The 24,663-nt window shown below is 44.9% G+C and carries 20 protein-coding genes; 2 read left to right on the top strand and 18 right to left on the bottom strand.

Annotated features, from left to right (window positions below; genetic code table 11):
* Positions 1-16 precede the first annotated feature (16 nt).
* The 14 genes from C5749_RS17300 to C5749_RS17235 form a co-directional block, all read right to left on the bottom strand.
* Positions 17-568 (bottom strand): ExbD/TolR family protein, encoded by a 552-nt coding sequence (locus C5749_RS17300; protein WP_105727490.1) that lies wholly within the window; start codon positions 566-568, stop codon positions 17-19.
* A 19-nt stretch (positions 569-587) separates the two neighbouring features.
* On the bottom strand, positions 588-1,238 hold the full coding sequence (locus tag C5749_RS17295; protein WP_105727489.1) for an ExbD/TolR family protein: 651 nt from the start codon (positions 1,236-1,238) through the stop codon (positions 588-590).
* 97 nt (positions 1,239-1,335) lie between these two features.
* Complete coding sequence (locus tag C5749_RS17290) at positions 1,336-2,169, bottom strand: MotA/TolQ/ExbB proton channel family protein (RefSeq protein ID WP_105717406.1); 834 nt, start codon at positions 2,167-2,169, stop codon at positions 1,336-1,338.
* 445 nt (positions 2,170-2,614) lie between these two features.
* Positions 2,615-2,962, bottom strand: a complete 348-nt coding sequence (locus C5749_RS17285) for a translation initiation factor (protein WP_105727488.1) — start codon at positions 2,960-2,962, stop codon at positions 2,615-2,617.
* 19 nt (positions 2,963-2,981) lie between these two features.
* Positions 2,982-3,860, bottom strand: coding sequence for a diacylglycerol/lipid kinase family protein (locus C5749_RS17280; protein ID WP_105727487.1), 879 nt, complete (start codon positions 3,858-3,860; stop codon positions 2,982-2,984).
* A gap of 200 nt (positions 3,861-4,060) precedes the next feature.
* Positions 4,061-6,424: a GH92 family glycosyl hydrolase gene (locus C5749_RS17275; RefSeq protein ID WP_105727486.1), complete on the bottom strand. Its 2,364-nt coding sequence runs from the start codon at positions 6,422-6,424 to the stop codon at positions 4,061-4,063.
* A 25-nt stretch (positions 6,425-6,449) separates the two neighbouring features.
* A complete protein-coding gene (locus C5749_RS17270) occupies positions 6,450-7,643 on the bottom strand; it encodes a glycoside hydrolase family 76 protein (RefSeq protein ID WP_219848022.1) in 1,194 nt (397 codons plus the stop codon).
* Positions 7,644-7,648: 5 nt separating this feature from the next.
* Positions 7,649-8,848, bottom strand: a complete 1,200-nt coding sequence (locus C5749_RS17265; RefSeq protein WP_105727484.1) for a glycoside hydrolase family 76 protein — start codon at positions 8,846-8,848, stop codon at positions 7,649-7,651.
* Positions 8,849-8,852: 4 nt separating this feature from the next.
* Positions 8,853-9,995, bottom strand: coding sequence for a SusE domain-containing protein (locus C5749_RS17260; RefSeq protein ID WP_105727483.1), 1,143 nt, complete (start codon positions 9,993-9,995; stop codon positions 8,853-8,855).
* Positions 9,996-10,013: 18 nt separating this feature from the next.
* On the bottom strand, positions 10,014-11,618 hold the full coding sequence (locus C5749_RS17255) for a RagB/SusD family nutrient uptake outer membrane protein (RefSeq protein ID WP_105727482.1): 1,605 nt from the start codon (positions 11,616-11,618) through the stop codon (positions 10,014-10,016).
* 11 nt (positions 11,619-11,629) lie between these two features.
* Positions 11,630-14,638, bottom strand: a complete 3,009-nt coding sequence (locus C5749_RS17250) for a SusC/RagA family TonB-linked outer membrane protein (RefSeq protein ID WP_105727481.1) — start codon at positions 14,636-14,638, stop codon at positions 11,630-11,632.
* Positions 14,639-14,671: 33 nt separating this feature from the next.
* The gene (locus tag C5749_RS17245) at positions 14,672-15,769 is read right to left on the bottom strand and encodes an ROK family protein (protein ID WP_105727480.1); all 1,098 of its coding nucleotides are present in this window, start codon (positions 15,767-15,769) and stop codon (positions 14,672-14,674) included.
* 4 nt (positions 15,770-15,773) lie between these two features.
* Entirely contained in the window at positions 15,774-16,934 is a 1,161-nt protein-coding gene (locus C5749_RS17240; protein ID WP_105727479.1) for an MFS transporter, read from the bottom strand.
* Between the two features lie 25 nt (positions 16,935-16,959).
* Positions 16,960-18,684 carry a class I mannose-6-phosphate isomerase gene (locus C5749_RS17235; RefSeq protein WP_105727478.1) on the bottom strand — a complete coding sequence of 575 codons (1,725 nt, stop codon included), beginning with the start codon at positions 18,682-18,684 and terminating at the stop codon, positions 16,960-16,962.
* Positions 18,685-18,812: 128 nt separating this feature from the next.
* Here C5749_RS17235 and C5749_RS17230 point away from each other — a divergent pair, with 128 nt between their 5' ends.
* Positions 18,813-19,547: a GntR family transcriptional regulator gene (locus C5749_RS17230; RefSeq protein WP_105727477.1), complete on the top strand. Its 735-nt coding sequence runs from the start codon at positions 18,813-18,815 to the stop codon at positions 19,545-19,547.
* Positions 19,548-19,676: 129 nt separating this feature from the next.
* Here C5749_RS17230 and C5749_RS17225 read toward each other — a convergent pair whose 3' ends face one another.
* Positions 19,677-19,961 (bottom strand): hypothetical protein, encoded by a 285-nt coding sequence (locus C5749_RS17225; RefSeq protein WP_105727476.1) that lies wholly within the window; start codon positions 19,959-19,961, stop codon positions 19,677-19,679.
* Positions 19,962-20,330: 369 nt separating this feature from the next.
* Between C5749_RS17225 and metK the strand changes: the two genes are divergently transcribed.
* Positions 20,331-21,584 carry a methionine adenosyltransferase gene (gene metK / locus C5749_RS17220; protein WP_105727475.1) on the top strand — a complete coding sequence of 418 codons (1,254 nt, stop codon included), beginning with the start codon at positions 20,331-20,333 and terminating at the stop codon, positions 21,582-21,584.
* Between the two features lie 31 nt (positions 21,585-21,615).
* Here metK and C5749_RS17215 read toward each other — a convergent pair whose 3' ends face one another.
* Genes C5749_RS17215 through C5749_RS17205 form a run of 3 tightly spaced genes read right to left on the bottom strand, consistent with a single transcriptional unit; the run spans position 21,616 to position 24,647 of the window.
* Positions 21,616-23,217, bottom strand: coding sequence for an ABC transporter ATP-binding protein (locus tag C5749_RS17215; RefSeq protein WP_219848021.1), 1,602 nt, complete (start codon positions 23,215-23,217; stop codon positions 21,616-21,618).
* Between the two features lie 13 nt (positions 23,218-23,230).
* Complete coding sequence (locus tag C5749_RS17210; RefSeq protein WP_105727473.1) at positions 23,231-23,704, bottom strand: S24 family peptidase; 474 nt, start codon at positions 23,702-23,704, stop codon at positions 23,231-23,233.
* 16 nt (positions 23,705-23,720) lie between these two features.
* Complete coding sequence (locus tag C5749_RS17205; RefSeq protein ID WP_105727472.1) at positions 23,721-24,647, bottom strand: DUF5106 domain-containing protein; 927 nt, start codon at positions 24,645-24,647, stop codon at positions 23,721-23,723.
* Between the last annotated feature and the right edge of the window lie 16 nt (positions 24,648-24,663).

Raw genomic sequence — 24,663 nt, 5'->3', positions numbered from 1 at the left:
TACTTAAATTATGCGATTAATCGTTAAAAAGACCCTCGCTTTTCAACACTTCTATTTCGTCACTATTGATTTTTGAAATCATGTAGCGCTTTACATCTACGATACGCATCTCGTCTAAAATATCGACCAAATTACGTTGCACAGATTTTTCGCTAGGCCTGATTACAACAATCAAATCTTTACCTCCGGCACGCTGAGGAACCTCTTTCTGCATTCTGAGCAACACTTGACGAATCCCTTCACTACCATAATCTATTGTTGTAGGCGGATAGATAGGTTTCGCCAATTGACCATAATACCAAGAGATTTTATCATCCGATCCCAGTAAAAGCGTGATGGAACGATTATCGGCAATTTCCAAATTATCGTTTTGATCCATCTTATTCTTATCCGGCATCGCCACATCCATAGCCTGTGGAGTATTTAGTGACGTGGTCAGCATGAAGAAGGTAATCAATAAGAACGCTAAGTCCACCATGGCGGTCAGATCGACCTTGCCACCGGCTTTCTTGGCTCTTACTTTGCCACCTTTGTCCTTACCACCACCATCTTGATTTAATTCTGCCATTTTCTTCTCATTTATGCGTTTAATTCTCCCTTCTCAAACCCGTTACAAAACTAAATTTGTTTTGTTTCTGGTTTCGCAGCGTTTCAATAATCAAATTGATCGTCGGATACCTCTCTTCGGCATCCGCCTTTATTGCTACCTTCATCGGACCTGGATCCACATATCCCTTTTCCCCCTCTCGCGAGCGGTTGAATTCGATAGTTGCCCTACGCGCCTCCTGCACCCAAGCGTACAATTCGTTCGAATTTGTCTCCGTACTATCTACAGGAATGCCCGGCTGAATATTTTCTGTACGTTGCTCGTTCGGCAATGAAAGCAGCTGTCTTAAATTATTGACAGGAACACCAAACTCATCCAACTGTCTAAATTTCTCATATTCCTCTGCGGAAAAGTTCACGTTGTACTTCTGCGAAATATTTCTTAGCGTAAGTTCCCGTACATTAGGGTTCTTAACACTAAAGAATATTTTTCCGTTTGACACCGAAATGATCCCTAAGCCATCGTCGGGCAATTTTTCCGGACTTGTCGACTGCGGTGTATCCACCACTAATACTTCAGGTTGACGCGCCGTCGCCGTTAATACGAAGAATGTAAGAAGCAAGAACGATACATCACACATCGCCGTCATGTCGATGGAGGTACTGGCTCTTTTTACTTTTGCTTTACCCATTATCTTTACTTCTTTTAATTAACAATCCTTATTCCTTTATCTGTATGATGCATGCTCTTCACAAATTCCATAAAAGAATTTGAAAAACATCTTTTTCTTATTTATGGTTTGCTGCGTACGTTTGTACAATAGAGAAACCAGCTTCATCGATAGAATAAGTCAACTTGTCTATTTTTGCCGTCAACATATTATAGAATACAATAGCGAAAGTCGAAGTTGCAATACCAGTTGCTGTACACATCAAAGCTTCAGAGATACCGTTAGCCAGCTGTGCCGAATCTGGCGCACCACCTGTTGCCAAAGCCGCGAATGCTCTAATCATACCCGTTACTGTACCCAATAGACCGGTCAATGTACCGATAGAAACCAACGTAGCTAATACGTTCAAGTTTTTCTCCAACATTGGCATTTCCAGCGCCGTAGTCTCTTCGATTTCTTTCTGGATTGCTATAGCAGATTTTTCTGAGTCTAAACCCGGATTGGCCGACACGTCTTTATATTTCAATAGACCTGCTTTTACTACGTTTGCTACTGATCCTTTTTGCTTATCACATTCAACAATTGCCGAATCGATACCACCGCCGTTGATTAAAGACTGTACTTTTCTTACAAAGTTGCCTACATTACCGGTACCCGATGCTCTACCAATTACAATAAAGCGTTCTACTGCGAACACGAAAACCATCATAAATAAAGACAATAGGACAGGAATCACTGGTCCACCATGGTACATCATCCCCATATAGTTCCCAGGGAGAGGTTGGTTCTCCGGATTGTTATCGATAAAGTTCGATGGATCACCCAATACAAACTTATACACAACAATTCCGACAGCAAAACAAATGATGATTGCTAAGCTCGCAAATAAATTACCTGAATTTCCGCTTTCTTGTTTTTTAGCAGGAGTACTAGTTTTTGGTGCGTTTGCCATTTTACTAATTTTTAATTTTTACTGTTGTTTAATATTTAATTGTTTAATTCAATTTGTGCAATTCAAAAGCACTTATTCTGCTATAAAGCAAAACAAATATACTATTTTGTGTTAAAAATAAAATTTTCCTGACATTAATTTATACATCTTTCAATGCGTCACATATTAGTAAACCATCAGCGGTTCCATTTCCTTCCTAATATGTATTAACGATACGGATTCACATTAATACTTAACGCCCGTACTGCGTTAATATTTTACAATGAAAACCATTTTTTTTGGTTTATGCAAATTAAAAAATCATTAATAAAAAAAAATAAGTAAGTATTTACTCACGATGGTTCGCCTTATTTTCGATTACAAACAGCATCAGCGTATTGTCATATTTTCAAAGCTAACGATCAGGATTCCGTCATAATTCGACAGCCCCTTACTATGTAAATCGTTATCCACCAACCATTTTAACACCGTACCCCTCCTCTTTGAGCAAATCAAAGATCTTTTGTTTGAAATCGCCTTGGATCAAAATTTCGCCGTCTTTTGCAGCTCCGCCAACACCACATTTCTGTTTTAACTTTTTTGCCAATTCGTTCAAATCAATCTCCGTTCCTATGAATCCTTTCACAATTGTAACAACTTTTCCTTTCCGCGCCTTGCGATCCAATAAGACCTTTAGTTTTTGCTGCGAGACTGGTAAAGTCTCCTCTTCCTGTGTACTTTCAGTGTCTACATATTCAAAGTTATCCGCGGTAGAATAAACGACACCTTCAAAACGTTGCTTTTTCTTCTTCATTTCTTTTACTCTTCACTCCTTAACATATAACTTTCAACGATCTCGGTTTGATCGAAATTTCCAATTTTTCACCCATTTCCACGGGCTCACCATCCACATGTACAGGACCTTTTTGGTCCCGCAAAATGGTGATATCCTTTCCAGGAATTATCTCCACATATTCCGACTGGTCTGCGCTTTTTGTGAACAAATGAAACACCATTTTTGGAAAAAGATAGAGCGGAAATTTTTTGACGATACATACATCAAGCAAACCATCGTTGATAGAAGCTTGCGGTGCAATATACGCATTATTACCATATTGAGGGGAATTGGCCACACTGACCATAAAAGCTTCTCTCTTGTAAGTTGCTCCGTCGATCAGCAATGTATACATGCTAGGTTGGAAATCGCTCAGTACATTGATAGCCGAGCGTAAATAGCCTATCGGCCCTCTGATGTTATCTGTCGCAAATCGATCACTCACCGATGCATCAAAACCAAGTCCAGCAATGTTAAAGAAATGTCGTCCATTGACAACCCCTGTATCGACCTCTGCCGTCTCAAACCGATTTATCCGTCTAATAGCTGCTGATTCGTTGAGCGGAATCCCCAAGTAGAGCGCTAAGCCGTTTCCTGAGCCCTCAGGAATAATCCCCAAAGGCATGCCGGTTCCCAAGATCGCAGACCCCAGCTCGTTAATCGTACCATCACCTCCTACAGCCACGACCGCATCATATCCTTCCTCAACCGCAGCCTTTCCCAGTTCGAAAGCATGGTTGGCATGATCGGTAATCTTAAATGTCGGATCAAACTTCTCCAGATCAAGCACTTCCAACACCTGCTTGTTGAACGCTGTCTTCTTTTTCCCTCCGGAAATTGGGTTGATAACAAACAATATTCGCTTACGTTGCCGCATATCTTCATCTGAAATAGGTTATAAAGATAACGTTATTTCTCTTCTTTTTTTCCCTCAAAAAAAGAAGCAAAAAAACTCGTCGCTGTTTTTTGTTGAATCCTTATTAGATAGTGCAAAAAGGGAATTTCTACATACTCAACAAAAAAGAGGCGACATTGCGTGTTAAGTTGGGGATGGTGCAATGCCGTGTAGACAGGATTCTATTGCCGAATATCCAAGTTGGGCTCGCTTCCCATCTCCAGTTTCAGCACACCGCCATTTACCACATCCGCGAATGGAATGGATACCGATTGCTGTGCTGTTCCGTTCTTGCTTAAAGATTGTACATAGATATTCTCCGGCGAATTATTCGCTACTTCGATAACAAACTTATCTCCTTTATAATATTCTTTATTCAGCTTGACCTCGATGCGATCAAATATCGGGCTACCAATCTGGAACTGAGGATCGATCTGTGTTAAACCCTTCACATCAAATAGCCCCATACCAGCCATCACATACCATGCGCCTAATTGACCTTGGTCTTCGTCCTGACCATAGCCATAACCATGAAGCCCATCAACACCATAAAATTCGTTACAGATCGTGCGTACCCATTTTTGGGTTAAATAGGGTTTTCCAGAAAAGTTGAACAACCAAGATATATGTAGGTTTGGTTGGTTGCCGTGATTATAAAGTGCGTGTACACCCGCGAAAGCATCCACAGTTTTACCGCCACCAAACGTATTTTTCTGCGAGCGGACAAAAATACTATCGAGGCGATCATTAAACACATCGCTCCCCACCTTGTCAATCAATTTTCCGGGCTCATGTGGCACGTAAAATGTGTATTGAATAGCATTTCCCTCCTGAAAACCCGCCCATGCGGCCATCGGATCAAAATTTGGCAAGAAATTTCCGTCCAACATGCGCGGACGAATAAGCTCGGTTTCGGTATCAAAGAGATTTTCCCAGTTCGATGCCATTTTAGAAAGGCGTTGGTAATCCGCTTCGTTGTTTAAGCTTTTCGCAAACTGCGCGACGGCGTAACTACTAAACGCGTACTCCATGGTGTGGGATGCGCCAAATACCGACCCCTCATCCTGCTTGGTAATAAAATAGTCATCACTTGGAATATAGGGGCAGTAACCACGTTCCACAAATGCAGCAACATCCAGCTTACCTGCGCCAGCCGGACGGTTCTGACCATCTATCTCATTCTTTAGCGCTGCCTCATATCCCAACCGATAATCAAAATCACGGATTCCACAATTGTAGGCAGCCGCAATAGCCAGACTAGTGAAGTTTGTACCTACCCCGGAAACATATTTGCTGTTGGCAATACCGTCTCCCAGCCAGCCCGTTTCTTTATATACCAATAATTGGCTCTGCACCCAATCGGAGTAATATTCCGGATAGGCCAATGCCCATAGCTGCGTAAGGTTCCAGTATCCGCCCCAGATCGCGTCCGTATTGTAGTAATTAAAGGCCGGCTGTTTATCTTCGTCTAGTTCAAGAAGCCCAACCGTACCATCGTTTTTCGGATAAGCACCGTTCACATCGTTAGCAAGGCCACGCCCCAGCAAAGCGTGATACAGCCCCGTATAAAACTTAACCCTATCGTCTCTACGGCCTCCCTCGACTTTTACACGCCCCAGCATATCATTCCACCGGAGCGAAGCATCTTCTTTGACCATGTCAAAGCTCCGATCGGTAGCTTCCATCTCATAATTCTGTTTTGCATTTTCGATCGAGGTATACGATTGGCCAATCTGTACGGTAATCTGTTCATCAGCAGCTGTCTCATATTGAACAGCCAAACAGGCGCCCACTCCCTTTATTTCTCGTGTCGAACTAACCGAATCTGCGCGCAGGAACGTCTTAACATCGTTGAAAGGTTTGCTCAATTTGGCATAGAAATACATGTTCACGGTCGCATCCGGCTGATACTTTTTGACGTACTCGGGTTTGGTAACAACATACCCTTCAATAGTGGTTTCGTCAACCACTTTAATATACGCATCACTTACCGCACCGCTTTCGCCTAATTTATTTCCAATATCAAATAAGATATAAGACTCTTCTGACTGCGGAAATGTATAACGCTGATACCCAACCCTGTCGGTCGCCGTAAGCTCCACTTTGGTTTCGTATTTATCCAGCAAAACATGGTAGAATCCCGCGGTAGCATACTCGTTCTCTTTCTTAAAAGAGGAACGATAGCCCTCGGCAGGATTTTCGAGCGTACCCGGTGTAGTTTTTAACGCTCCTACGATAGGCATCAACATCACGCCACCGATCTGAAATTCATGGAAACAAGCAAATCCTTCTATGGAATTATGGTTATCTTCATAGCCAACCGCTTCCCAACCATTGGCATTCCCATAGGAACCATTTGTGGACGGCCCCAGTTTGGCCATTCCAAACGGCACAGCGCCTGGCGTATAGAAAAACCACCTGCTGTGTACAGAGCCGATGTTAGGATTCACATAGTCCGACAACTTTTCCATCACTTCTTTCTTCCCCGCGCAGGATGACACCACGAACGCGCAAACTATTAATAGTATTGATAAATGCTTCTTCATATTATTTACTTTATTGACATTCTTTTTATTTGCCCTGTGCCTTAATCAATGCAATGCGTGCATACAACTCCGCCATACAGGACGTATCAAGCAACCATTTTGGCTTTTTCTGCTCATCCTTTCGCCCCGTCCAGTCAGCATATGGCAGTCCAACTTCGTCTCGAGCGTGTACCCACGCCCAATCGGCCCGCTCAATCACCGCATCCACATATTTGGCGTTTTTATCAATTTCATACAGTTCTTGATAACCCCTGAACAACACCAAGGTAAACCAAGGTATATCCTTGACATATGGAATACCGTCCGCCGTATGCCCGAAATAGTATTTGTAAGAACCATCTGCTAACGCCTGTGCGTCGTCAAGATATCCCCTTTCGCCTGTGATTTTGTAAAGTCTAACGGCCGACTGGATCATGGTTCCCGTGTTATACGTATACGCATGTTTCTGAACTTCCGTATCTTTACGTCCCGCTGTTGTACCGTCCGGAATAAGCAGCGCATTCCAAATGATATCCAAAGTATCATCACGCAACGCTTCCATCATCCAATCATACGATTTTATGGCATATCGAAGATACTCCTTTTCACCGGTAGCTTGATAGATTTTTATTGCCAGTACGGTCGCCTTGCCATTACTGCAGGCAGGTTTCTGATCGTGCACCCCTTCAAGCCAGGGCACTCCCCCTCCAAAATCATCCGTCCATCCACTCTCGATAAAGGTCATCACTGCTTTGGCTTTCGTTAAAAAAGATGCATCCCTCGTCATCATATAGGCATCAATATAATCAATCCCGACCAACCCATTATCGTCATAATAACGATCCACTATTTGGAACTTCGATGGATACGCTTGATACCCATAAGGGGTTCGGGTCGTATCCAAATATTCTTCCACCGCTACCACCATCGAATCCAGATAAGGCTTATAGGTTTTTGGATCCAGTTCCATGAGTATGTTTACAGACGAAAAGACACCACTCATGGGCCACAGATAAGATACCTCCTGCGCTTTATGTCCGCTCTCTTGAAAATACGTAAGATCCGGTTTGTAACTATTGGGATAATACTCAGCGAATAACCCGTGCTCAGACACACGATATTTGTCCCATACCAAGTGAAACGTTTCCTTAGCCCGCTGGAGATAGGTATCCTTTGGCTGAGCCTGCGCTACAGGCCACATTAAATACAGCGATAACAGTAATAAAAGCTCTTTTCTCATCCCCATCATTCTTTCGTTTCTCCCCGGTAAAGTGCTAAAGCGCCATAAGACTCAACCACAGCACCCTGCATAAGCAAGGAGTAATACCGGCCCGGATTTGCACCTGTCCAATCTTCATAGAAAAACCCAACATCCGTGCGCGCCTTTGTATAACCGTTGTTTATAAAATTATAATACGTATTAATGTATGTATCGGCGCGTTCGTCATATTCCGCCAAATCAATATATGCCCGCAACAACTTTGTATTAAACCACGGATCCGTATCGGTATAGGATAAGATGCCATTGCGCGTTTTTACAAAATAATCGTATGCCCCCTGCGCTGTCGTTTTTGCTTCTTCCAGATACTGATTATTTCCCGTAATCTCCGCTAAACGAATGCCATTCTGTACCATTACCCCCGCATTATATGTCCACAACCGGGTATTGATCGTACCATTTGCGTTCACATCGTTCCAGTAGCATTTTGTAGCCGGGTCGTAAAGATTGGTTCGTAACCAACTGTACAGCTCTGTCGCCAGCGCCAGCACGTGAGGCTTTTCTGTTTCCGGACATACCTCATAATACATGAGCAAAAAGAGTGTAGCATAACCGTTAGAACAAGTAGGCTTATTCGCTTCCGCAGACGACGGATTATACCGAAAATCTTCGTTCCACCACATTGCCCCGCCTAGTCGGTCATCAATACCACTTTCCAGAAAAGGCACAATCCGTGCGGCTCGTTCAATGTAAGTCTGATCTTGCGTAATATGATACGCCTCTAACAGATTTACGCCAATAATGGAATTATCGTCATAAAAACGCGTCCCGCCGCCCGTGCCACCATTTGTGGAAGATCCATACCCACCGATATTGTTTCCATGAGCAGTCTGTCTGTAATACTTCTCAAATCCATCTACTATTCCGTTATAACCCACATCATACCCCAACTGATGAAGTTGGGACGCACCGCTCACCACCGCATCATAGGGCCAGAGATAGGAATACGTTGCATCACCCGACTGTGCAGGGTAATTCTCCTTAAACAAGCTCCCAGCTTTATAATATTGGTTGATAAGATCGAATATCTCCTTCGCCCGTACAGCGGAATTCACTGTCTCGATCGGCGACGGATCTTTAATATCCGGCTTTACATAGGGTTCCGAACCATCATCACAGCCGACGATGGCAAACCCCATCAATAAAATATATAGTATCTTTTTCATCTGTTTATAAGTTACTGATATTCGAAAACTCATGTACCATCAGGTTTTCCTTATTCGTATGGATGGTAATTGTTGCTCTTTTGCCATTCAAGTCTCCTTTCATCTTCCAAAGGTGGTCCCACTGGCTCCAGGTAAACTCGCCGATTTCATAGAAAGATAAGGGTTCGCCTCCCGTAGGGCGCTCAGGGCTGACGCCGTCCATCCTTCCCCAGCACTTATCCGCACCGCCTACCGTAGCGATAAAATAATACCGTTCTTCAATCCAACTCAGCCAACTAGGCGGATTCGTCTCCGGCTTGCTGGGGTCGATAAACCGGATCGGACGGTTCGCGGCAACAAACCTACCGTCGCCTACATAATCCAGTTGACCAATGACATCGTATGTGGCACCCCAGATACATCGCACATTCGATATGATCTCCGTTTTGACGGTCAGTGTATTAAAATCCACCGTGATACGATATGGATTCGTATTTGCTGCCACCTGGATTGTCCCCGTACCCTCTTTAAGCTTGCCGCCATCCAGATAATAATCAAACTCATCCTCCCCCACTTTTCCTTTCAGTTCCAACTCACCATTGCCAGATACTTTAGAATAAAGGATATAAATACCATCTGCCGCTTTGCGAAATAAAGAACCTTCAGCTCCATTACTTTCGTTACCTTCACCATATAAATATAAGTTATCAGGCATGTTATCTATACCCTCACCACGCGTTACTTCGATGTCTTTTCTTCCATCCGTCGCCTTGATATCACCACCCTTTGAGGTCAATACCGACCAAGAAATTTCCCCCGTCTCTCCGGGGGCGATGCCAGCTTTGCGGGCAATCGTATTTAATGTGGCGTGTGTAATTGTCAACCTGGGGTTCGCACCGAAATCGCTTTTTATCCGTTCTACAGGATTGGATAGGTCTGCGCCTTTCTTCGCGAAGATTACTTCATATAATACATACGAACCATCATCAGCTCCCCCTCCATTCCAAGACAGGACAATATTATCGGCCGACGTCACATCGAGCATCACCTTTGCAGGCGAGGCTAATTCAGTGGGCACCATAAAATCGGTGGAAAGCTGGTATTCTTTCCCGCAACTGCCTAATAAGAGCAGAAAAGCGGCTATAATCGATAAAAATAGATATTTCATAATAGTCGTTCTATAAGGTTACCATTCGGGATTTTGTGTCAGGTTGCTATTTAAATCCCGCTCATTCTGAGGAATAGGCCACAAATAGTGTTTTCCGGCATCAAACCGCCGGTTCTCCACCCGCACATACCCATTATCTGTACCCACAGCATCACCGGTGTATAAACCATGGTTCCATCCGTTGAGTACCTGTTCGGCAATTCGCCAGCGGATGATATCTTTATGGCGTAATCCTTCGAGTGCCAACTCACTACGACGCTCACGTCGCACAATCTCTTTCAAGTCGCCTCCAGTGGGAAATTCCAATGCCCTAGATTCCGTAAACCCCGCGCGAATACGCAGCGGCCGTATCGTCCGGTTCCATTCTGTGGACGTCAACTGACCCTGCTCAGCCAGCGCCTCAGCATGCATTAACAAGATATCAGCATACCGCATTAAGATAATATTGAGGCCTGATAGCAGATTGGAACGATACGTATTGTCCCAATATTTTTTGATGTAATAACCCGTAGCCGACGCATCGGAAGAGAAATCAAATCCATCGGGAGCCACCCCTCTTCTGCTGTCGATGGCATGTTCCGAGCCGTCCGCCAAAGTATACGAGTTGCCCGTATAGATGACCGTAGCAGCCAATCTTGGATCCCGATTAGCAAAAGGATCCGCTGGATCGAAGCTGGAAGACGGAGCATTTGCAATTGGATATCCGTCCAATGTAATATAACTATCAACCAGCTCCTGCAAAGGAGAAAGTTGCGAATAACCACCCAGTGAAGGCGGAAGAAAATGATACTGCACCGAATGTTCTCGATCTACCGGTTTATACTGCACGTCCAACATTACCTCGGCGTTATTTTCATGCGCAATCGTGAACAGGCCTTCATAATCACCATGCAACGAAAACCCACCTTCATTTATAATCCGGTTTGTGATAGGTATCACCTCATTGTACCGACCCGCGCCTTCAAACAAAAGCATGCGGGCTTTAAGCCCCATGGCCGCCCAACGCGTTATCCGCCCGGTGTTTTCCGCGTCATACGAAGTCGGAAGGTAATCCTTGTCGATCACTTCAGTTAACTGCATTAGTAAGCTATTAACAATTTCAGACTTCGCCGTACGGCCTATGGTCTTCGATTCATCGATGGAAATAACCGTTGTAAAAAAGGGAACATCCCCAAACTTCGAGTAAAGCTCAAAGTAATGGTATGCCCGAATAAAAATAGCCTCTCCCCGATAACGGTTACGCAGCTCGTCGCTTAATCCCGGTACGCGGTCTATATTATCAAGAAGCTGGTTACATTGATGGATACCACTGTATCGATAGTTCCACACAGACCGTACATAATTGTCCGCTGTAGAGTACGAACCATTACCAATGGCCTGATTGTGGCTACTATTCACTTTCGTATAAGCGTTGTCCGTCATGGCATCGGCATATAGCACTTCATCCGCATTATTCATCCCCTGATAACACTTATTGATCATATACATCGCCGATTCCGGTTTATTCCAATATTCCGTATCGGTCTCTCTATCGTGTGGTGTGAGGTCAAGATCGTGGCATGCTCCAAAAACCAGGCATGTGATCGCGATTGCTAGACTAGATCGTTTTATGTACTTGTTCATAATTTTTACGTTTAAAAGTTAAGGTTCAACCCTACGGAGAAGGTACGATTTACCGGATAAATACGACCACCTCCGTCAGCAGTCTCCGGATCCCATCCACCTTTCATGTCAGCAAAAGTCAACGCGTTCTGTATGCTAGTGTAAATACGAAGGCGGCTCAACGAGACCCTATCCGTCCAGTGCTTCGGAAATGTATAACCCAATTGCACGTTTTTGAGTCGTAAGTAGGCTGCATTTTCTATCCAGAAATTTGACTTTATCGCATTGTTTGCAGACTCTGCGCCCACAGTCAGCCGCGGATACGTAGCATTTGGGTTGTTTGGCGTCCACCGATCGATATGAAAATCAAACACTGGTCCCTCGTTGTTGTTGTGGAAAGCTTCGACAGACTCTCCCCTTAACCATACCTGTCGTTGTCCGACTCCCTGCCAGAACATCGAGAAATCAAGACCTTTCCAGCCTACAGCGTAGTTAAACCCATATAAAAAGCGCGGGAATCTATTGCCTAATACAAAGCGGTCGTCGTCTTCCTTCACGATACCGTCACCATTTTTATCCAAATACCGCAGATCACCAGGTTTCGGTGTGATTCCGTCCACATGAGGGCCTTGAGCCACCTCCTCCGCTGTTTGGAAGTATCCATCCCAACGGTATGCATAGTACGAATTTATCGGATACCCTTCCCGAACGATGGTGTTTACATCAAAACCATTGATCCATTCCGTGCCTTTCGTATCAATTACTTTATTTTTGCTATCCGATAAATTTCCGGATACTGTATGATTCACCGCTCCCGTGTTAAATTGATAACGTGCGGCGATCTCCCATCCTTTATTCCGTACCCTGCCGGCGTTCTGTATCGGTGTGCCACCACCAAATAAGCCCGGTATCGGAATCTCGATCAAGATATCGTATGTGTCGTTGACATAATACTCCCCCGACAACGTCAATGCATTGTCTAGAAATCCGAGGTCTGCTCCGACATTGAACATCTGTGTTGTTTCCCACCTTAAGTCCGGATTCGCCGCGTCAAACGAGGCAACCGGATACATGGTATTCCCAAAATTATAGCCTTGGGCAATATTCACATTTGCTTGGTACTGGTAGTCTGCGATGCGGTTATTACCGACCAAACCCCAAGAAGACCTGATTTTAGCCGAAGGCATAATGCCCTTCAAACCTTCGGAATAAAAGCCCTCTTCCGATATAACCCACCCGGCAGACATCGAAGGAAACCAAGCCGATCGATTGCCCCTCCTAAATTTGGAAGAGATATCATCCCGTAGGTTAAACTCAAAGAGATACTTGTCCGCGAAATTATAGTTCATACGCAGAAAGGCCGAGTAAATAGACCATTCATGCTGCCACTCTTGATTACCGGTATTCACCGTCTGCAAACCGCCCATGATATCATAATTCGACTCTTCCGTGATCCGGAACGTTTCGAACCGGTTGTCAGTCGATCCTTCATACGAATATCCGGCTAGGGCGTTCACCGTATGATTTCCCCACGTTTTATCGTACGAAAGAATCAGGTTGGTCGTTATATTTTGTATACGCTGCGAGCCATTGGTTGATCGGTTCTCCAAATCTCCTGAGCCCGGTATCGCCTTGCGGTTTTCTTTCATCCGGTTGTAATACAATTGTGTACCCACCATTCCCCGAAGCTTCAATCCATCCCATAGTTTATATTCGGCATTCAGAATTCCTGATAAATCATCGTTCGCACTTTTGCGCACCCCCCCTTGTTCCAGACGGGCTAAGGAATTGGAATTGCTACCGCTGGGATAGGTATATTCGCCTTCCGCGTTGCGGATCGGATATATCGACGGCATACGGGTTGCCTGCTCGATGAGCCAATCTGTCCAATACGCATGATCTTTCAGTGTATTACGCGCGTATGCCGCTCGTACGCCCACCTTAAAGCGATCAGAAACTTCCGTTTCGACGTTTGTACGAAAATTAAACCGTTCCAGCCCGTAATCTGGCCCCTTAAACATGCTTTCCTGATCCAAATACGCGGCCGAAATCAAATAAGTCGTTTTATCACCGCCCCCCGAAAGCGATAAATTATGTGATTGCTGCGGCGCCCTAGTGCGGTATATTTCCTTCATCCAATTCGTATTCGGACCATTTGCGCGGAAATCGGCTATTTGTTCAGCTGTGAACTGCGTTGGACGGCCCGAGTTGATCAACGCTTCATTTCGAAGCTCCGCATATTCCCATGAGTCGACAATCTGCGGCATAAACGTGGGCGTCTGCTCCGCAAAAATATAATCGTACGATACACGTGAAACGCCTTTGCTGCCCTTCTTGGTCGTAATAAGAATGACACCGTTGGAGGCACGCGAACCGTAGATAGCAGCCGAAGCAGCATCCTTCAATACCGAAATATTTTCGATATCCGCCATATTTACATTTTGGATATCGCCCAATATCCCATCTATAATAACCATGGGATCGTTGTTATTCAACGTATTTATACCACGAATATTGATAGCGGGACGACTTCCCGGTTGCGAATTACTCTGTTGAATAGTCAAACCTGGTGTAGTACCCTGCAAAGCCTCTACCACATTAACGACAGGCCTGCTTTCCAGCTCTTTCATATTGACCGAAGAAATTGCACCGGTTACATTAGCTTTCCGTTGGGTACCGTAGCCGACAACGACAACTTCATCCAGTTGCTCGTTCGTTTCCATAAGTACTACGCGCAGGCTCGATTTCCCACCCACCGATACCTCTTGGGTAACATAACCAACGTAAGATACCTGCAAAGTTGCATCCGCAGTAGAAAGCTCTAACGTGAACCGTCCTTCAGCATCCGTTCGCCCCGAATTCGTTCCCCCCACTTCCTTTATAGATGCGCCGGAAATAGCCGCGCCAGACGTATTGACGACGAGGCCCGCTACCGCATGTTGATTCTCCTGCGCCGCTACTGAAAATACCTGAGTACCCCATACAACGAGTACCAGGTACCGCAGCAGGATTTTAATTTTTTTAGTTAACTGCTCTTTCATATGATCATAATTTAATGTTTAGCATTTTATAATTTAATCCGCCAATTGATGCAAAGCATAAGCGTAGGCACCTAGCGAAATGGCTGTGCTCGTTCCTAGAGATGTTCTCATAATAAATGTTTTTTTATGCGGGTTGTAATTGATCTTTTTATTGGTGTTGGGAATGTCAATCTCGCGCCACTCCTCCAAAACAGCCTGTTTCAAACTATCTTCGTCCTGTGCATCAACCACCTCCATCTGCAGCCGTGACAAGTTATCACCGGAAAAGGTAGCTAAAGAAGACCTCAGTTCGCCTATCAGTGCAGGCATAATGTACTTCGCTGCGCCGATGATTCCACCCCCAATAACAACGATTCCATCTCCAAAGGTCAATAAATGCGCAATAACATCGCCGGCAACCTCACCCAATTGGGCAAAACTTCGCACGGCCGCCTGCCGGTCGCCCGGTGTTTCGCCTTCTGCAATACGAAATATATCGTTAGGCGTCAATGTTTCGTCTCGCACAGCAGCATATTCATTATACACCCTAGTGATAGCGCGTCTGCTAACACTTTCTTCGGCTATTTTATTGGGGTAAAGTTTATTGCGGAATACCCATACATCGCCACCACAATCGTTGTCGCCCGTCAACAAACGATTATCTATCACAACGCCTGATCCAAAGCCGGTTCCAAACGTGACACCAATAAGGTTGCGATACTCTTTATTGTAACCCAGTTTTTTTAATCGTTCATTTAAGGTTGGAAGCGCACCTGCCAATGCTTCTCCATAAGCGAAGAGATTACCGTCATTATTGATAAAAACGGGAATCTGGAAATGCTCCTGCAAAAACGGACCAAGGGGAACACCGCCGCGGAAAGAAGGAAAGTTCGGCAAATCATGAATGATCCCGTTCTTGTAATCCGCCGGACCTGGAAATGCGAAGCTAATCGCAACCGGCGCTTTTGGCAAGAGATTTCTGATGTGTGTAAACCCATCAATCAACGTATCGAGACATCTCTGCAGATCATCCGGATAAGCCGGTAAGCAATAGGGCTCCACTATTTTAACGTTACCTTGAATAGCCGAGAACACCATATTTGTGCCGCCGGCGTCCAGTGTCAATACAATGCGGTTATCGTGATTATACATATGACTAATACTTAAATTTATACGAAATTGAACCAATAATTACCATACTGATCAGAATCACGAGCAGACCAACCGTAAAGCTCGTCAAGTCCGTAATCAAGCCTTGCAATGGCAAAACCAGCGCGCCGCCGGATACGCCCATAATCATCAATGCCGAGATTTCGTTGGCATGCTTCATATCATGTTGCATTGCCAGTGAAAAAACAATCGAAAAAACATTGGCGCAGGCTAGACCGACCACAGCAATAGACAGTAATAATGCCCATAACGAGGAGCCGAATAACATACCTATAAAACCTAAAACAGCCAATGCTATAGTCCCGCGCAGAAATTTTACAGCCGATAGTTTGACTAGCAGGATCGCCCCAACAAACGTACCGACGGTTCGGGTTGCGAAGTAAAGGCTCGTGCCCAATGCTGCATCTTCTAAGGGCATGGCAAGACGATTCATTAATAACTGGGGAATACTGGTATTCAGGCCAACATCAATTCCTACTATCAATGAAATAACCACGACACAGCGAATGAGAAACCCATCGCGCAGCAAAGCAAATATCTTGCGAAAAGAAGAAGAGCTTACTGCGGTGTCCGCTTTCGGTTCGTTCGGGTGCATCGTGTGCAGCACAATGATAGACAGCACCGTTGCCAGGCCATAAAATAAAAACGTAAGACGCCAGTTGCCCAATTGTACAGCAGCGACACCCACTAGTATGGGCCCCAAAAAAGAAGAAATGGCTTTAATAAACTGCCCCATGGTAAGTGTGCTGGTCAGTTTTTCCTTGGGCACAACGAATGCAGCCAACGGGTTCAACGAAACCTGTAAAACCGTATTTCCGATTCCGAGCAAAGCAAAAGCGAACAATATGCCCGCGTAACTATAGCTCACAAACGGGATCCCCATAGCGATAGCTGTGATAATCAGTGAAACAGATACGGTATACTTGCGTCCGATTCGGTCCATTAATAGCCCCGTCGGTACAGCACATATAGCAAACCACACAAATACCATCATCGGTATCAGGCTGGCCGTGCTATCCGACAGCGCGAAATCTTTCTTCACATAATTGGTCGCAATCCCCACGATATCGACAAACCCCATGATAAAGAAATTGAGGAATATCGGTATTAGTACTAGGGATGGTTTATTTTGTTGGTTGTTTGGCATAGCGTTTTGGTTTTAACTCCCCTAATCAAATTCTGACCGACGCTTTAATCGTCATGCAGGTTTTACCCGTTGAAGCGCCATATGGTCGAATACGATATGTCCCCACGGCTGCCGGAATAATAAACGTTTCCGCGTAATGAATAATCATCGGCTCGAATGCGCCCGAAGGACTTTCCACGATAATTTCATCGCCATCTACGAGATTCAGCACATTCACACTGTCCTGCGTATCGTGCGTAACCGGAACCGAGAACGTATGCCGACGCGTTTCTATAAACTCACTTTTGTGCAGCCCGGTCTTTTCTTCCACCCATCCGTCACCCTTACCCACAATCTGGACGTTGTTTACCAACTGCTCTTGGGCATACGCGGTATCGCAATCCCAGTTAAGCACCTGTTTACCTCGCTGTACGTTGATGGGCCGAGGCTTTCCGTCTAAGCCCAACCGCTGCCAGTCCCACAACTTAAACGTAAATAGATTGGGTGTCGAACTAATCTCGAGCACCACGGCATTCATGCCCGAACAATGTATCGTTCCTGCCGGAATAAGAAAGTGATCGTGTTTCTTCGTTGGAATTTTGTTTACATATTTTTCTGCATCGAAAACCAGCTCACCTCGTTCTGCTTTCTCCAGCTCGTCTATCACGACATCCCGGTCCACATCCTTCTTAAAACCGAGGTATACATGGGCATCATCTTTTGCGTCCATGATGTAATAACTTTCATCCTGCGTATAATGCAGTCCGAAATGATCACGCGCATATTGGGTAGTTGGGTGTACCTGAAGGCTAAGGTTACCCCCGCCAACCGTGTCCAAAAAATCAAAACGGATCGGAAAATCCTTTCCAAATCGAGCTTCTACCGGCTTTCCTAACACCTCACCACTCTTTGTATATACGAGATTCACAGCCGGCATCTCGAACACCATATTATCGATAGCGAAGAGCAGGCTGTTCTCCTCTGGCACACAATCAAAGCCCCATCCGTAATTTACTTTCGACGCATCGAGCGCAAATTCTCCCTTCATCCATTGACCACCCCAGGGTGCAGGATCAAAGAACGGTACCACGCGGAATGGCGACGCCGCTGCTTTGTCCATACCAGCGCAGAATGTCTGCCTGTCTATCATCTTAGGTTCATCTGGTACCACCGTATCCAACCAATAGTCTACGCGGTTATAAATCGACCGCTTATGCTTGTCCAGTACCCGCCAGTCATTGAATAGCCCACGTTTATACTGGTGAGAAAAAGGTGCTTTGCTATTATCAATGCCCAGACCTTTCGCATGCCCCTTACGCATCCGTTGCTGTATTTCCCAACGCGGCATATCTGCATAAACTAAGATATCCGCATCAACCACCAACTGCGCGCCCGGACCAAGCACGATAACACGTCCGTTGGATGCTGCAATTGCCTCCCGCGCAGATTTCAACTTCTTCTCGTCAAAATATTCATCTAATGTAATATTGGAGTTATACCCGAACAGCGTATCTTCGGTCATAAACCTATCGGTTAAGGCTGCTACTTCTGATTCGGATATAAATAAGTCACTGGTTTGCAAAAAGATATCCGGCTTTAATTGCACTAACTGCATTTCCAGCTCCTCTTGGCTTGTCCCGGTGTAACAATCGATTACGATGACACCTTCGCTGTTGCTTTGCTTTGTCAAAACAGCAATAATCGCATCCCATCCTTTAACAACAAAACCGTCTAAATTGATTGCAGGCTTCTTCTTGTAAGTACTTACCATGTCTATAATTGTATTATTGTTCAGCTATATGTTCAGTATGTATGCACATACTATTTCAACAAATATGAATACTTTTATTTTATCATGCAACACTATTCTTCAATTTTTTTTACTTTTGTAGAAACACCATGAATTTAAAAATCGACCATACCAGCCCGAAACCTCTTCATAAACAAGCAGAAGAGCTTATCCGGAATCTTATAGACACACCAGAATATAGAGATGGACAATACCTTCCTAAGGAAGTCTATTTGTCTGAACAATTGAAGATATCCCGCAACACTTTACGGCAAGCGATTAGTACGTTAGTTGCCGAAGGGCTGCTGGTTCGTAAAAAAGGGGTAGGGACGCGTGTCCAAAAAAAGAAAATCTTTAGCGGCGCCAGCAATTGGCTGAGTTTTTCCGAGGAGATGCGCATTCTAGGGATCGAGATCCATAATTTTGAATTGCAGATTATCCGGCATGAAGTCTCTGCAGAAGTTGCTGCGTTCTTCGGTATCGAGGTGGGTACGAAGGTGATGCGGCTAGAACGACTTCGGGGGAAAAAGGACGCGCCGTTCGTATATTTCATTTCGGAATTCAGCCCACAGATACCCATTTCAGCATCGGAAAATTTCAATCGTCCGCTGTACGAAATACTGGAAAGAGACTATGGGATAGTCGCTTTTACCTCAAAAGAAGAGATAAATGCCGCAGCCGCCGATTCCTTTATCGCCGCCAAGTTGGAAATTAAACAGGGAGAACCCATCCTTATTCGGAAACGCTATGTCTACGACATCAATAACAACCCCATCGAGTTCAATGTCGGGTGTTATCGGGCGGATTCTTTTACCTATACCATAGAAAGTAAAAGGAATATATAATATGTATAAAATTGAAGGTTTTCTTTCGACAAATTCTTTTTTTTGTCCAACGCACCACCTTTCCGCCGCTTGCCGCGGCATGGCCCTCCTTTTTGAGACCAAAAAGGAGGCAAAAAGTCTTTGTCTCCTTCAGGTGGCTCGTCGCACAAGCCCGTCCCGCACACGGGCAATGCTTGTCAAGGCTAGAATAACGATCGAAACCCTTTGAGGTGGGTTTCGATCATAATTGTGATGCCTTTCCCTTCGCTCAAAACCCCAAGCATTGTCCTTGTCTGCCCGCCACTGGTAAGGAGACCTTGATGCCACCCCATCTGCTATTGAGAGTCGAGCGGAATCCGAACCGCTGCACGATTGCACCAACCCTTCCTTAACTTTAATTGTCCATCCGAATTTTTGAGGTATGTAGAACCCCATCCTTAGTACTACCCCTATCCTCAAAGATTCGAAGGACGCTTTTTTGCGCAACTTTTTTCTAAAAAAAGTTGCTTAAAGAAAACCTTCATTAAGATTTTACAACAACATCGTTAAACGCCATTTTTAAAACATTTATAGGTGTCAACTCGATAAAAATTCTCAACCATTCGCATAAATAAATAAAGAATCGTACTTTTGTCCACGAAAAATGTGGACTGATTTGCGTGCTGCATATTATGTTAATCTAATATGTCAGAAGGAGATTGCAACCACAGTAAAAAAAAGTGCTAAAACCAGAATTACAGTCGTTTTTCCACTTCTACTTAGACAACTCTCCTGTACGTTTAATCACAAAAGATATAGGTAATAATGGCTTATTTATTTACATCCGAATCGGTGTCGGAGGGACACCCTGACAAAATAGCGGATCAAATCTCCGATGCGCTGATTGATAATTTCTTAGCTTGGGACGAAGATGCCCGAGTTGCTATCGAAACCCTAGTAACGACAGGACAGGTCGTTTTAGCCGGCGAAGTAAAATCAAACATATACTTAGATGTGCAGAAAATCACCCGTTCTGTTATCGAAACGATAGGGTATACCAAGTCCGAATATATGTTTGAGGCCAACTCTTGTGGGGTACTATCGGCTATTCACGAACAATCCGCTGAGATTAATCAAGGCGTCGATCGCCAAACCAAGCAAGAGCAGGGTGCCGGCGACCAAGGTATCATGTTCGGATATGCCAGCAACGAGACGGAAAATTATATGCCATTGGCCTTAGACCTTGCCCATCGGTTATTATACGAACTCGCTGCATTGCGCCGAGAAAATAAGGACATTACCTATTTACGTCCCGATGCCAAGTCACAGGTTACATTGGAGTATAGTGATGATCATAAACCACAACGGATTGATACCATCGTTATTTCGACACAACATGACGAGTTCGCCACCGAGGCCGCGATGGTAGAGAAAATTACGGACGACGTTAAGAATATTCTTATCCCGCGTGTAAAAGCCCAATTGCACCCCGAGTTGCAGGCATTGTTTACCGACAACATCAAGTTCCATATTAACCCTACGGGAAAATTTGTTATTGGCGGACCGCATGGCGACACGGGATTAACCGGTCGTAAAATTATTGTAGACACCTATGGAGGCAAGGGTGCTCACGGTGGTGGCGCATTCTCTGGAAAAGACCCATCAAAAGTTGACCGCTCGGCAGCATACGCTACCCGCCACATTGCAAAGAACCTCGTAGCGGCAGGTGTTGCAGATGAAATATTGGTACAGATATCGTATGCTATCGGTGTAAAGGATCCAATGGGGATCTATGTGAACACCTATGGCAAAAGCAACGTTAATTTCAATGATAGCAAAATTGCCGAAAAAATAGCTGAAATATTCGACATGACGCCCTACGGTATCGAAACCCGCTTAGGGCTTCGCAAACCCATCTATTCGGAAACAGCCGCCTATGGACACATGGGAAGGACACCAAAAATCGTAACCAAAACATTCGAAAGCTCCAACGGAGAACAAAAAACCATGGAAGTGGAATTGTTCACTTGGGAGAAATTGGATTATGTGGATGTCATTAAAAAGGCATTTGATCTTTAATTATATTTCGTAATCCGTGGCTCGCCACGGATTACGAAATATATAAAACCCGGCTACATCGCTCGGTTAGCATAAGATCGTGGGTTACAAAAACCAATATCTTATCCTTTCCAGCTTCCAGCAAACGGTCCGTTAGTTCTACACCAGTTGATGGATCAAGAGCCGACGTTACCTCATCAAACAGCCATACAGCACAATCCTGCAAGAGCGCTCTCGCTACCGCTATCCGTTGCGCCTGCCCTTCCGAAAGCCCATACCCAGATTCTCCTACCAAGGTATCTAAACCCGCGGGCAAGTCGTACACAAACGTGGCACAAGCTGTTGTTAACACCTCCCGAATACGTTCGTCCGAAACCGGTTGACTATTTACCTGTAAATTTTCGCGGATCGTTCCACTAAAAAGCTTGTCACCCTGCGGCACATAGGCAAAATTTGTGCGATGCGCACTATCTAATGGTATTTCCTTTCCGTCAACGTGGAGCTGGAGGGTACCGTCATTCGGTTTAAGCAAACTGAGCAACAAACGGATAAGGGTTGTTTTGCCCTTTCCACTTGCACCGACCACCGCTGTAGGTTGTCCGCGTGCAAAATCTGCATCAAACTGATTAAAGACTTCCTTATCTTCATAACGAAAACAAATACTTCGCAAGCTTACCTGCTGTATATTAGGCAGGTATTCTGCTTTTACTTCTTCTTCCTTTTCCGATTGCAACATTTCGTCCACCCGTTCCAGTGCCGTCCTAAAGCGGATAAACGTCGGAACAAATCCCATTAAAGTCAAGACAGGCCCTTGGATACGTCCAACCAATTGTAAAAAAGCCGACATAGTACCAAAGGTAATCTCTGCAGCATGCAACCGAAAAACACCCCAGATGAAGGTGAGTAGGAATCCGGCATTGACTGTAAAACGCAAAATGCCCCTCGAAACCGTAGAAAAATTCAAGACGCGCATCTTCATCGCGTAAATCGCCGCTTGGCTTCCGGTAACCTTCTCCCAACGAATCCGTTGTAATCCTAAGGCTCGAATCACCAACCGAAACCGCATATTCTCCTGCACTACATTTCCGAGGTTACTTTCTGCACGCTTCAGCTCCTGGTTCATTTTCTTCAGTCGTCTAAAATACAACTTAGAAAACACCACCAAAGGAGAAACACAAAGGATCACCACCGCCAGCATCGGATCCATAATCCACAAAAATCCAAACGCCGAAAGCAATCGAAAAATGGTGATTATTGCGTCCACGGCTGTTGTGCCAATCATCTGCACCACCTCCTGGCAATCCGTATTAACACGTATCATGACATCCCCTGTATGCCAATTTTTCACCAATGCCCATGTGGCGCGCATTTGCGCATCTACCACATCTTGCTGCAAACGTATCAACATTCGGGAACGCATACGATCGTTTACCCAAGATGCATATAAACTTGCTGCTTGCCCCCCTACCACACTCCATATCGCCAACCACAACGACTGCTTCATGAGGGCGGTGTCGCCAGCAATCGCGTAGTCAATGGCATATTTCGAATAATAGATAAAAAGCAAGGATAATCCCAAGGCAATCAGTTCTGCTAAAAAATAAAGCATCAAAGCACCGCGATAAGGCTTTGAAAAAGCCCAAGCCCACTTCATTTGATACGTCAGTTTATGCTCCAATTCTCTTATTCGTAATTCTCCGTCTAATTGCTACAACAACACGTCTTGGCAAGCGTAAGTAATACCAGCACATGCCCAGCATTTTGGAAAACAGCCCCGAAACAAGCAGTCGTCTTCCATCGCGCCTTGCCTCCACCAATATCGCCACGATATCTTCCGTAACGATTCGCTCCAGCTGCACTAGGTTGTTATCTCCAGCGAGCCATACCGATGCCCCTTTTTTTCGCACCACCCGGTGCAACATGTACTTCTGCCCCCATTGTGCCAATACAATATCACCGATAGCAATCTCCGCTGTATTTGCCGTTTTTAACAACACCTCGTCCCTTTCTAGCAGAAAAGGCTCCATACTCTTACCCACTACCGGAATCCGCACCCGGTCGCCTACATCGAGTCGTTGTCGTACTATACTAAAAAAATCTTCGTTCTCCACTCGGAGAAATTGCCTATCGTTCAGATCCATTCGTTCGTACTGATGATTAACCACGAGAAACCAAATTCACCAAATAGCGTAGGGTGACATCGAGCGGCGCATCTTTCAGCAACACCGTATTTGCTTCATCGAGCAAAAAGATGGTCGGATAAGCACGTATATTGTACAGACCCTCGTTGATGACACTCCCCTTATCATCCCAGCCATTGGTCCAGTTATCTGGTATACGCTGTTGATAACCTATCCAGCTATCCTTGTCCGGATGCAAACTTACCGATACAATATCTAAAAATCCGTTCGTTATACAATTATTTACTGCAGGTGTTTTCGCGAGATCCTGCATAATAGCTGCACAGTGCGTGCACGTCGGGTCGTAAAAAACAAGCATTTTGTACGGTCTCGTACCCTCGTGCATATTTCGATATTTCCCATCTTTAGCTAAATACGCGAAATCGGTCGCAACCGTTCCAACCTGATTCTTCCGTACAAGCTCCAGCAAAGTGGTATATTTACTCCTTTCATCCTGTGACAAGGTCGTATCTGACGCAAGGTATGTTAGTGTGTGTGCATAATAATCTTCATTTCGCATCGGCGAATTGGGATCGTACAGATAGTGGGTATATTTATCCAGAAAATACGCAAAGATACTCGGTTCTACGGAAGCCTTTTTTAGCATGTCGTGCACGCTGACCTGTACAACGGTATCGGGTACGCTCGGAAACAGCGCGATAAAGTCTACTAATTTCTGTTCTGCCTCTTCCGGATTAGTCACGTGCATCTTGGCCTTAAAATCAAAGTTATCCCAATAACTAAGCAAACGCTTGGCAGGGATAGAAGCCATAACCGCGTTATCCGGGTTTGTGCTATTGTTGTTCACAGACTGCCCTTCCCGTGGGCTGCCACAGGAGATTCCGATCAATAGAATGGCTATTGCCCAATATAGCTTCCCTCTATGTAGCAATACTAAATTCATAACTTGGTGATTTGTC

Origin of the sequence: Sphingobacterium gobiense (genome assembly GCF_002980575.1) — a bacterium.
In the GTDB taxonomy this organism is placed as follows: domain Bacteria; phylum Bacteroidota; class Bacteroidia; order Sphingobacteriales; family Sphingobacteriaceae; genus Sphingobacterium; species Sphingobacterium gobiense.
This window is presented reverse-complemented; position numbering and strand designations above follow the sequence as displayed.

Excerpts from the sequence above, each read along its gene's own strand:
- C5749_RS17300 (WP_105727490.1), bottom strand. The coding sequence starts at position 568 with ATGGCAGAATTAAATCAAGATGGTGGTGGTAAGGACAAAGGTGGCAAA.
- C5749_RS17295 (WP_105727489.1), bottom strand. The coding sequence starts at position 1,238 with ATGGGTAAAGCAAAAGTAAAAAGAGCCAGTACCTCCATCGACATGACG.
- C5749_RS17290 (WP_105717406.1), bottom strand. The coding sequence starts at position 2,169 with ATGGCAAACGCACCAAAAACTAGTACTCCTGCTAAAAAACAAGAAAGC.
- C5749_RS17285 (WP_105727488.1), bottom strand. The coding sequence starts at position 2,962 with ATGAAGAAGAAAAAGCAACGTTTTGAAGGTGTCGTTTATTCTACCGCG.
- C5749_RS17280 (WP_105727487.1), bottom strand. The coding sequence starts at position 3,860 with ATGCGGCAACGTAAGCGAATATTGTTTGTTATCAACCCAATTTCCGGA.
- C5749_RS17275 (WP_105727486.1), bottom strand. The coding sequence starts at position 6,424 with ATGAAGAAGCATTTATCAATACTATTAATAGTTTGCGCGTTCGTGGTG.
- C5749_RS17270 (WP_219848022.1), bottom strand. The coding sequence starts at position 7,643 with ATGAGAAAAGAGCTTTTATTACTGTTATCGCTGTATTTAATGTGGCCT.
- C5749_RS17265 (WP_105727484.1), bottom strand. The coding sequence starts at position 8,848 with ATGAAAAAGATACTATATATTTTATTGATGGGGTTTGCCATCGTCGGC.
- C5749_RS17260 (WP_105727483.1), bottom strand. The coding sequence starts at position 9,995 with ATGAAATATCTATTTTTATCGATTATAGCCGCTTTTCTGCTCTTATTA.
- C5749_RS17255 (WP_105727482.1), bottom strand. The coding sequence starts at position 11,618 with ATGAACAAGTACATAAAACGATCTAGTCTAGCAATCGCGATCACATGC.
- C5749_RS17250 (WP_105727481.1), bottom strand. The coding sequence starts at position 14,638 with ATGAAAGAGCAGTTAACTAAAAAAATTAAAATCCTGCTGCGGTACCTG.
- C5749_RS17245 (WP_105727480.1), bottom strand. The coding sequence starts at position 15,769 with ATGTATAATCACGATAACCGCATTGTATTGACACTGGACGCCGGCGGC.
- C5749_RS17240 (WP_105727479.1), bottom strand. The coding sequence starts at position 16,934 with ATGCCAAACAACCAACAAAATAAACCATCCCTAGTACTAATACCGATA.
- C5749_RS17235 (WP_105727478.1), bottom strand. The coding sequence starts at position 18,684 with ATGGTAAGTACTTACAAGAAGAAGCCTGCAATCAATTTAGACGGTTTT.
- C5749_RS17230 (WP_105727477.1), top strand. The coding sequence starts at position 18,813 with ATGAATTTAAAAATCGACCATACCAGCCCGAAACCTCTTCATAAACAA.
- C5749_RS17225 (WP_105727476.1), bottom strand. The coding sequence starts at position 19,961 with ATGGGGTTCTACATACCTCAAAAATTCGGATGGACAATTAAAGTTAAG.
- metK (WP_105727475.1), top strand. The coding sequence starts at position 20,331 with ATGGCTTATTTATTTACATCCGAATCGGTGTCGGAGGGACACCCTGAC.
- C5749_RS17215 (WP_219848021.1), bottom strand. The coding sequence starts at position 23,217 with ATGAAGTGGGCTTGGGCTTTTTCAAAGCCTTATCGCGGTGCTTTGATG.
- C5749_RS17210 (WP_105727473.1), bottom strand. The coding sequence starts at position 23,704 with ATGGATCTGAACGATAGGCAATTTCTCCGAGTGGAGAACGAAGATTTT.
- C5749_RS17205 (WP_105727472.1), bottom strand. The coding sequence starts at position 24,647 with ATGAATTTAGTATTGCTACATAGAGGGAAGCTATATTGGGCAATAGCC.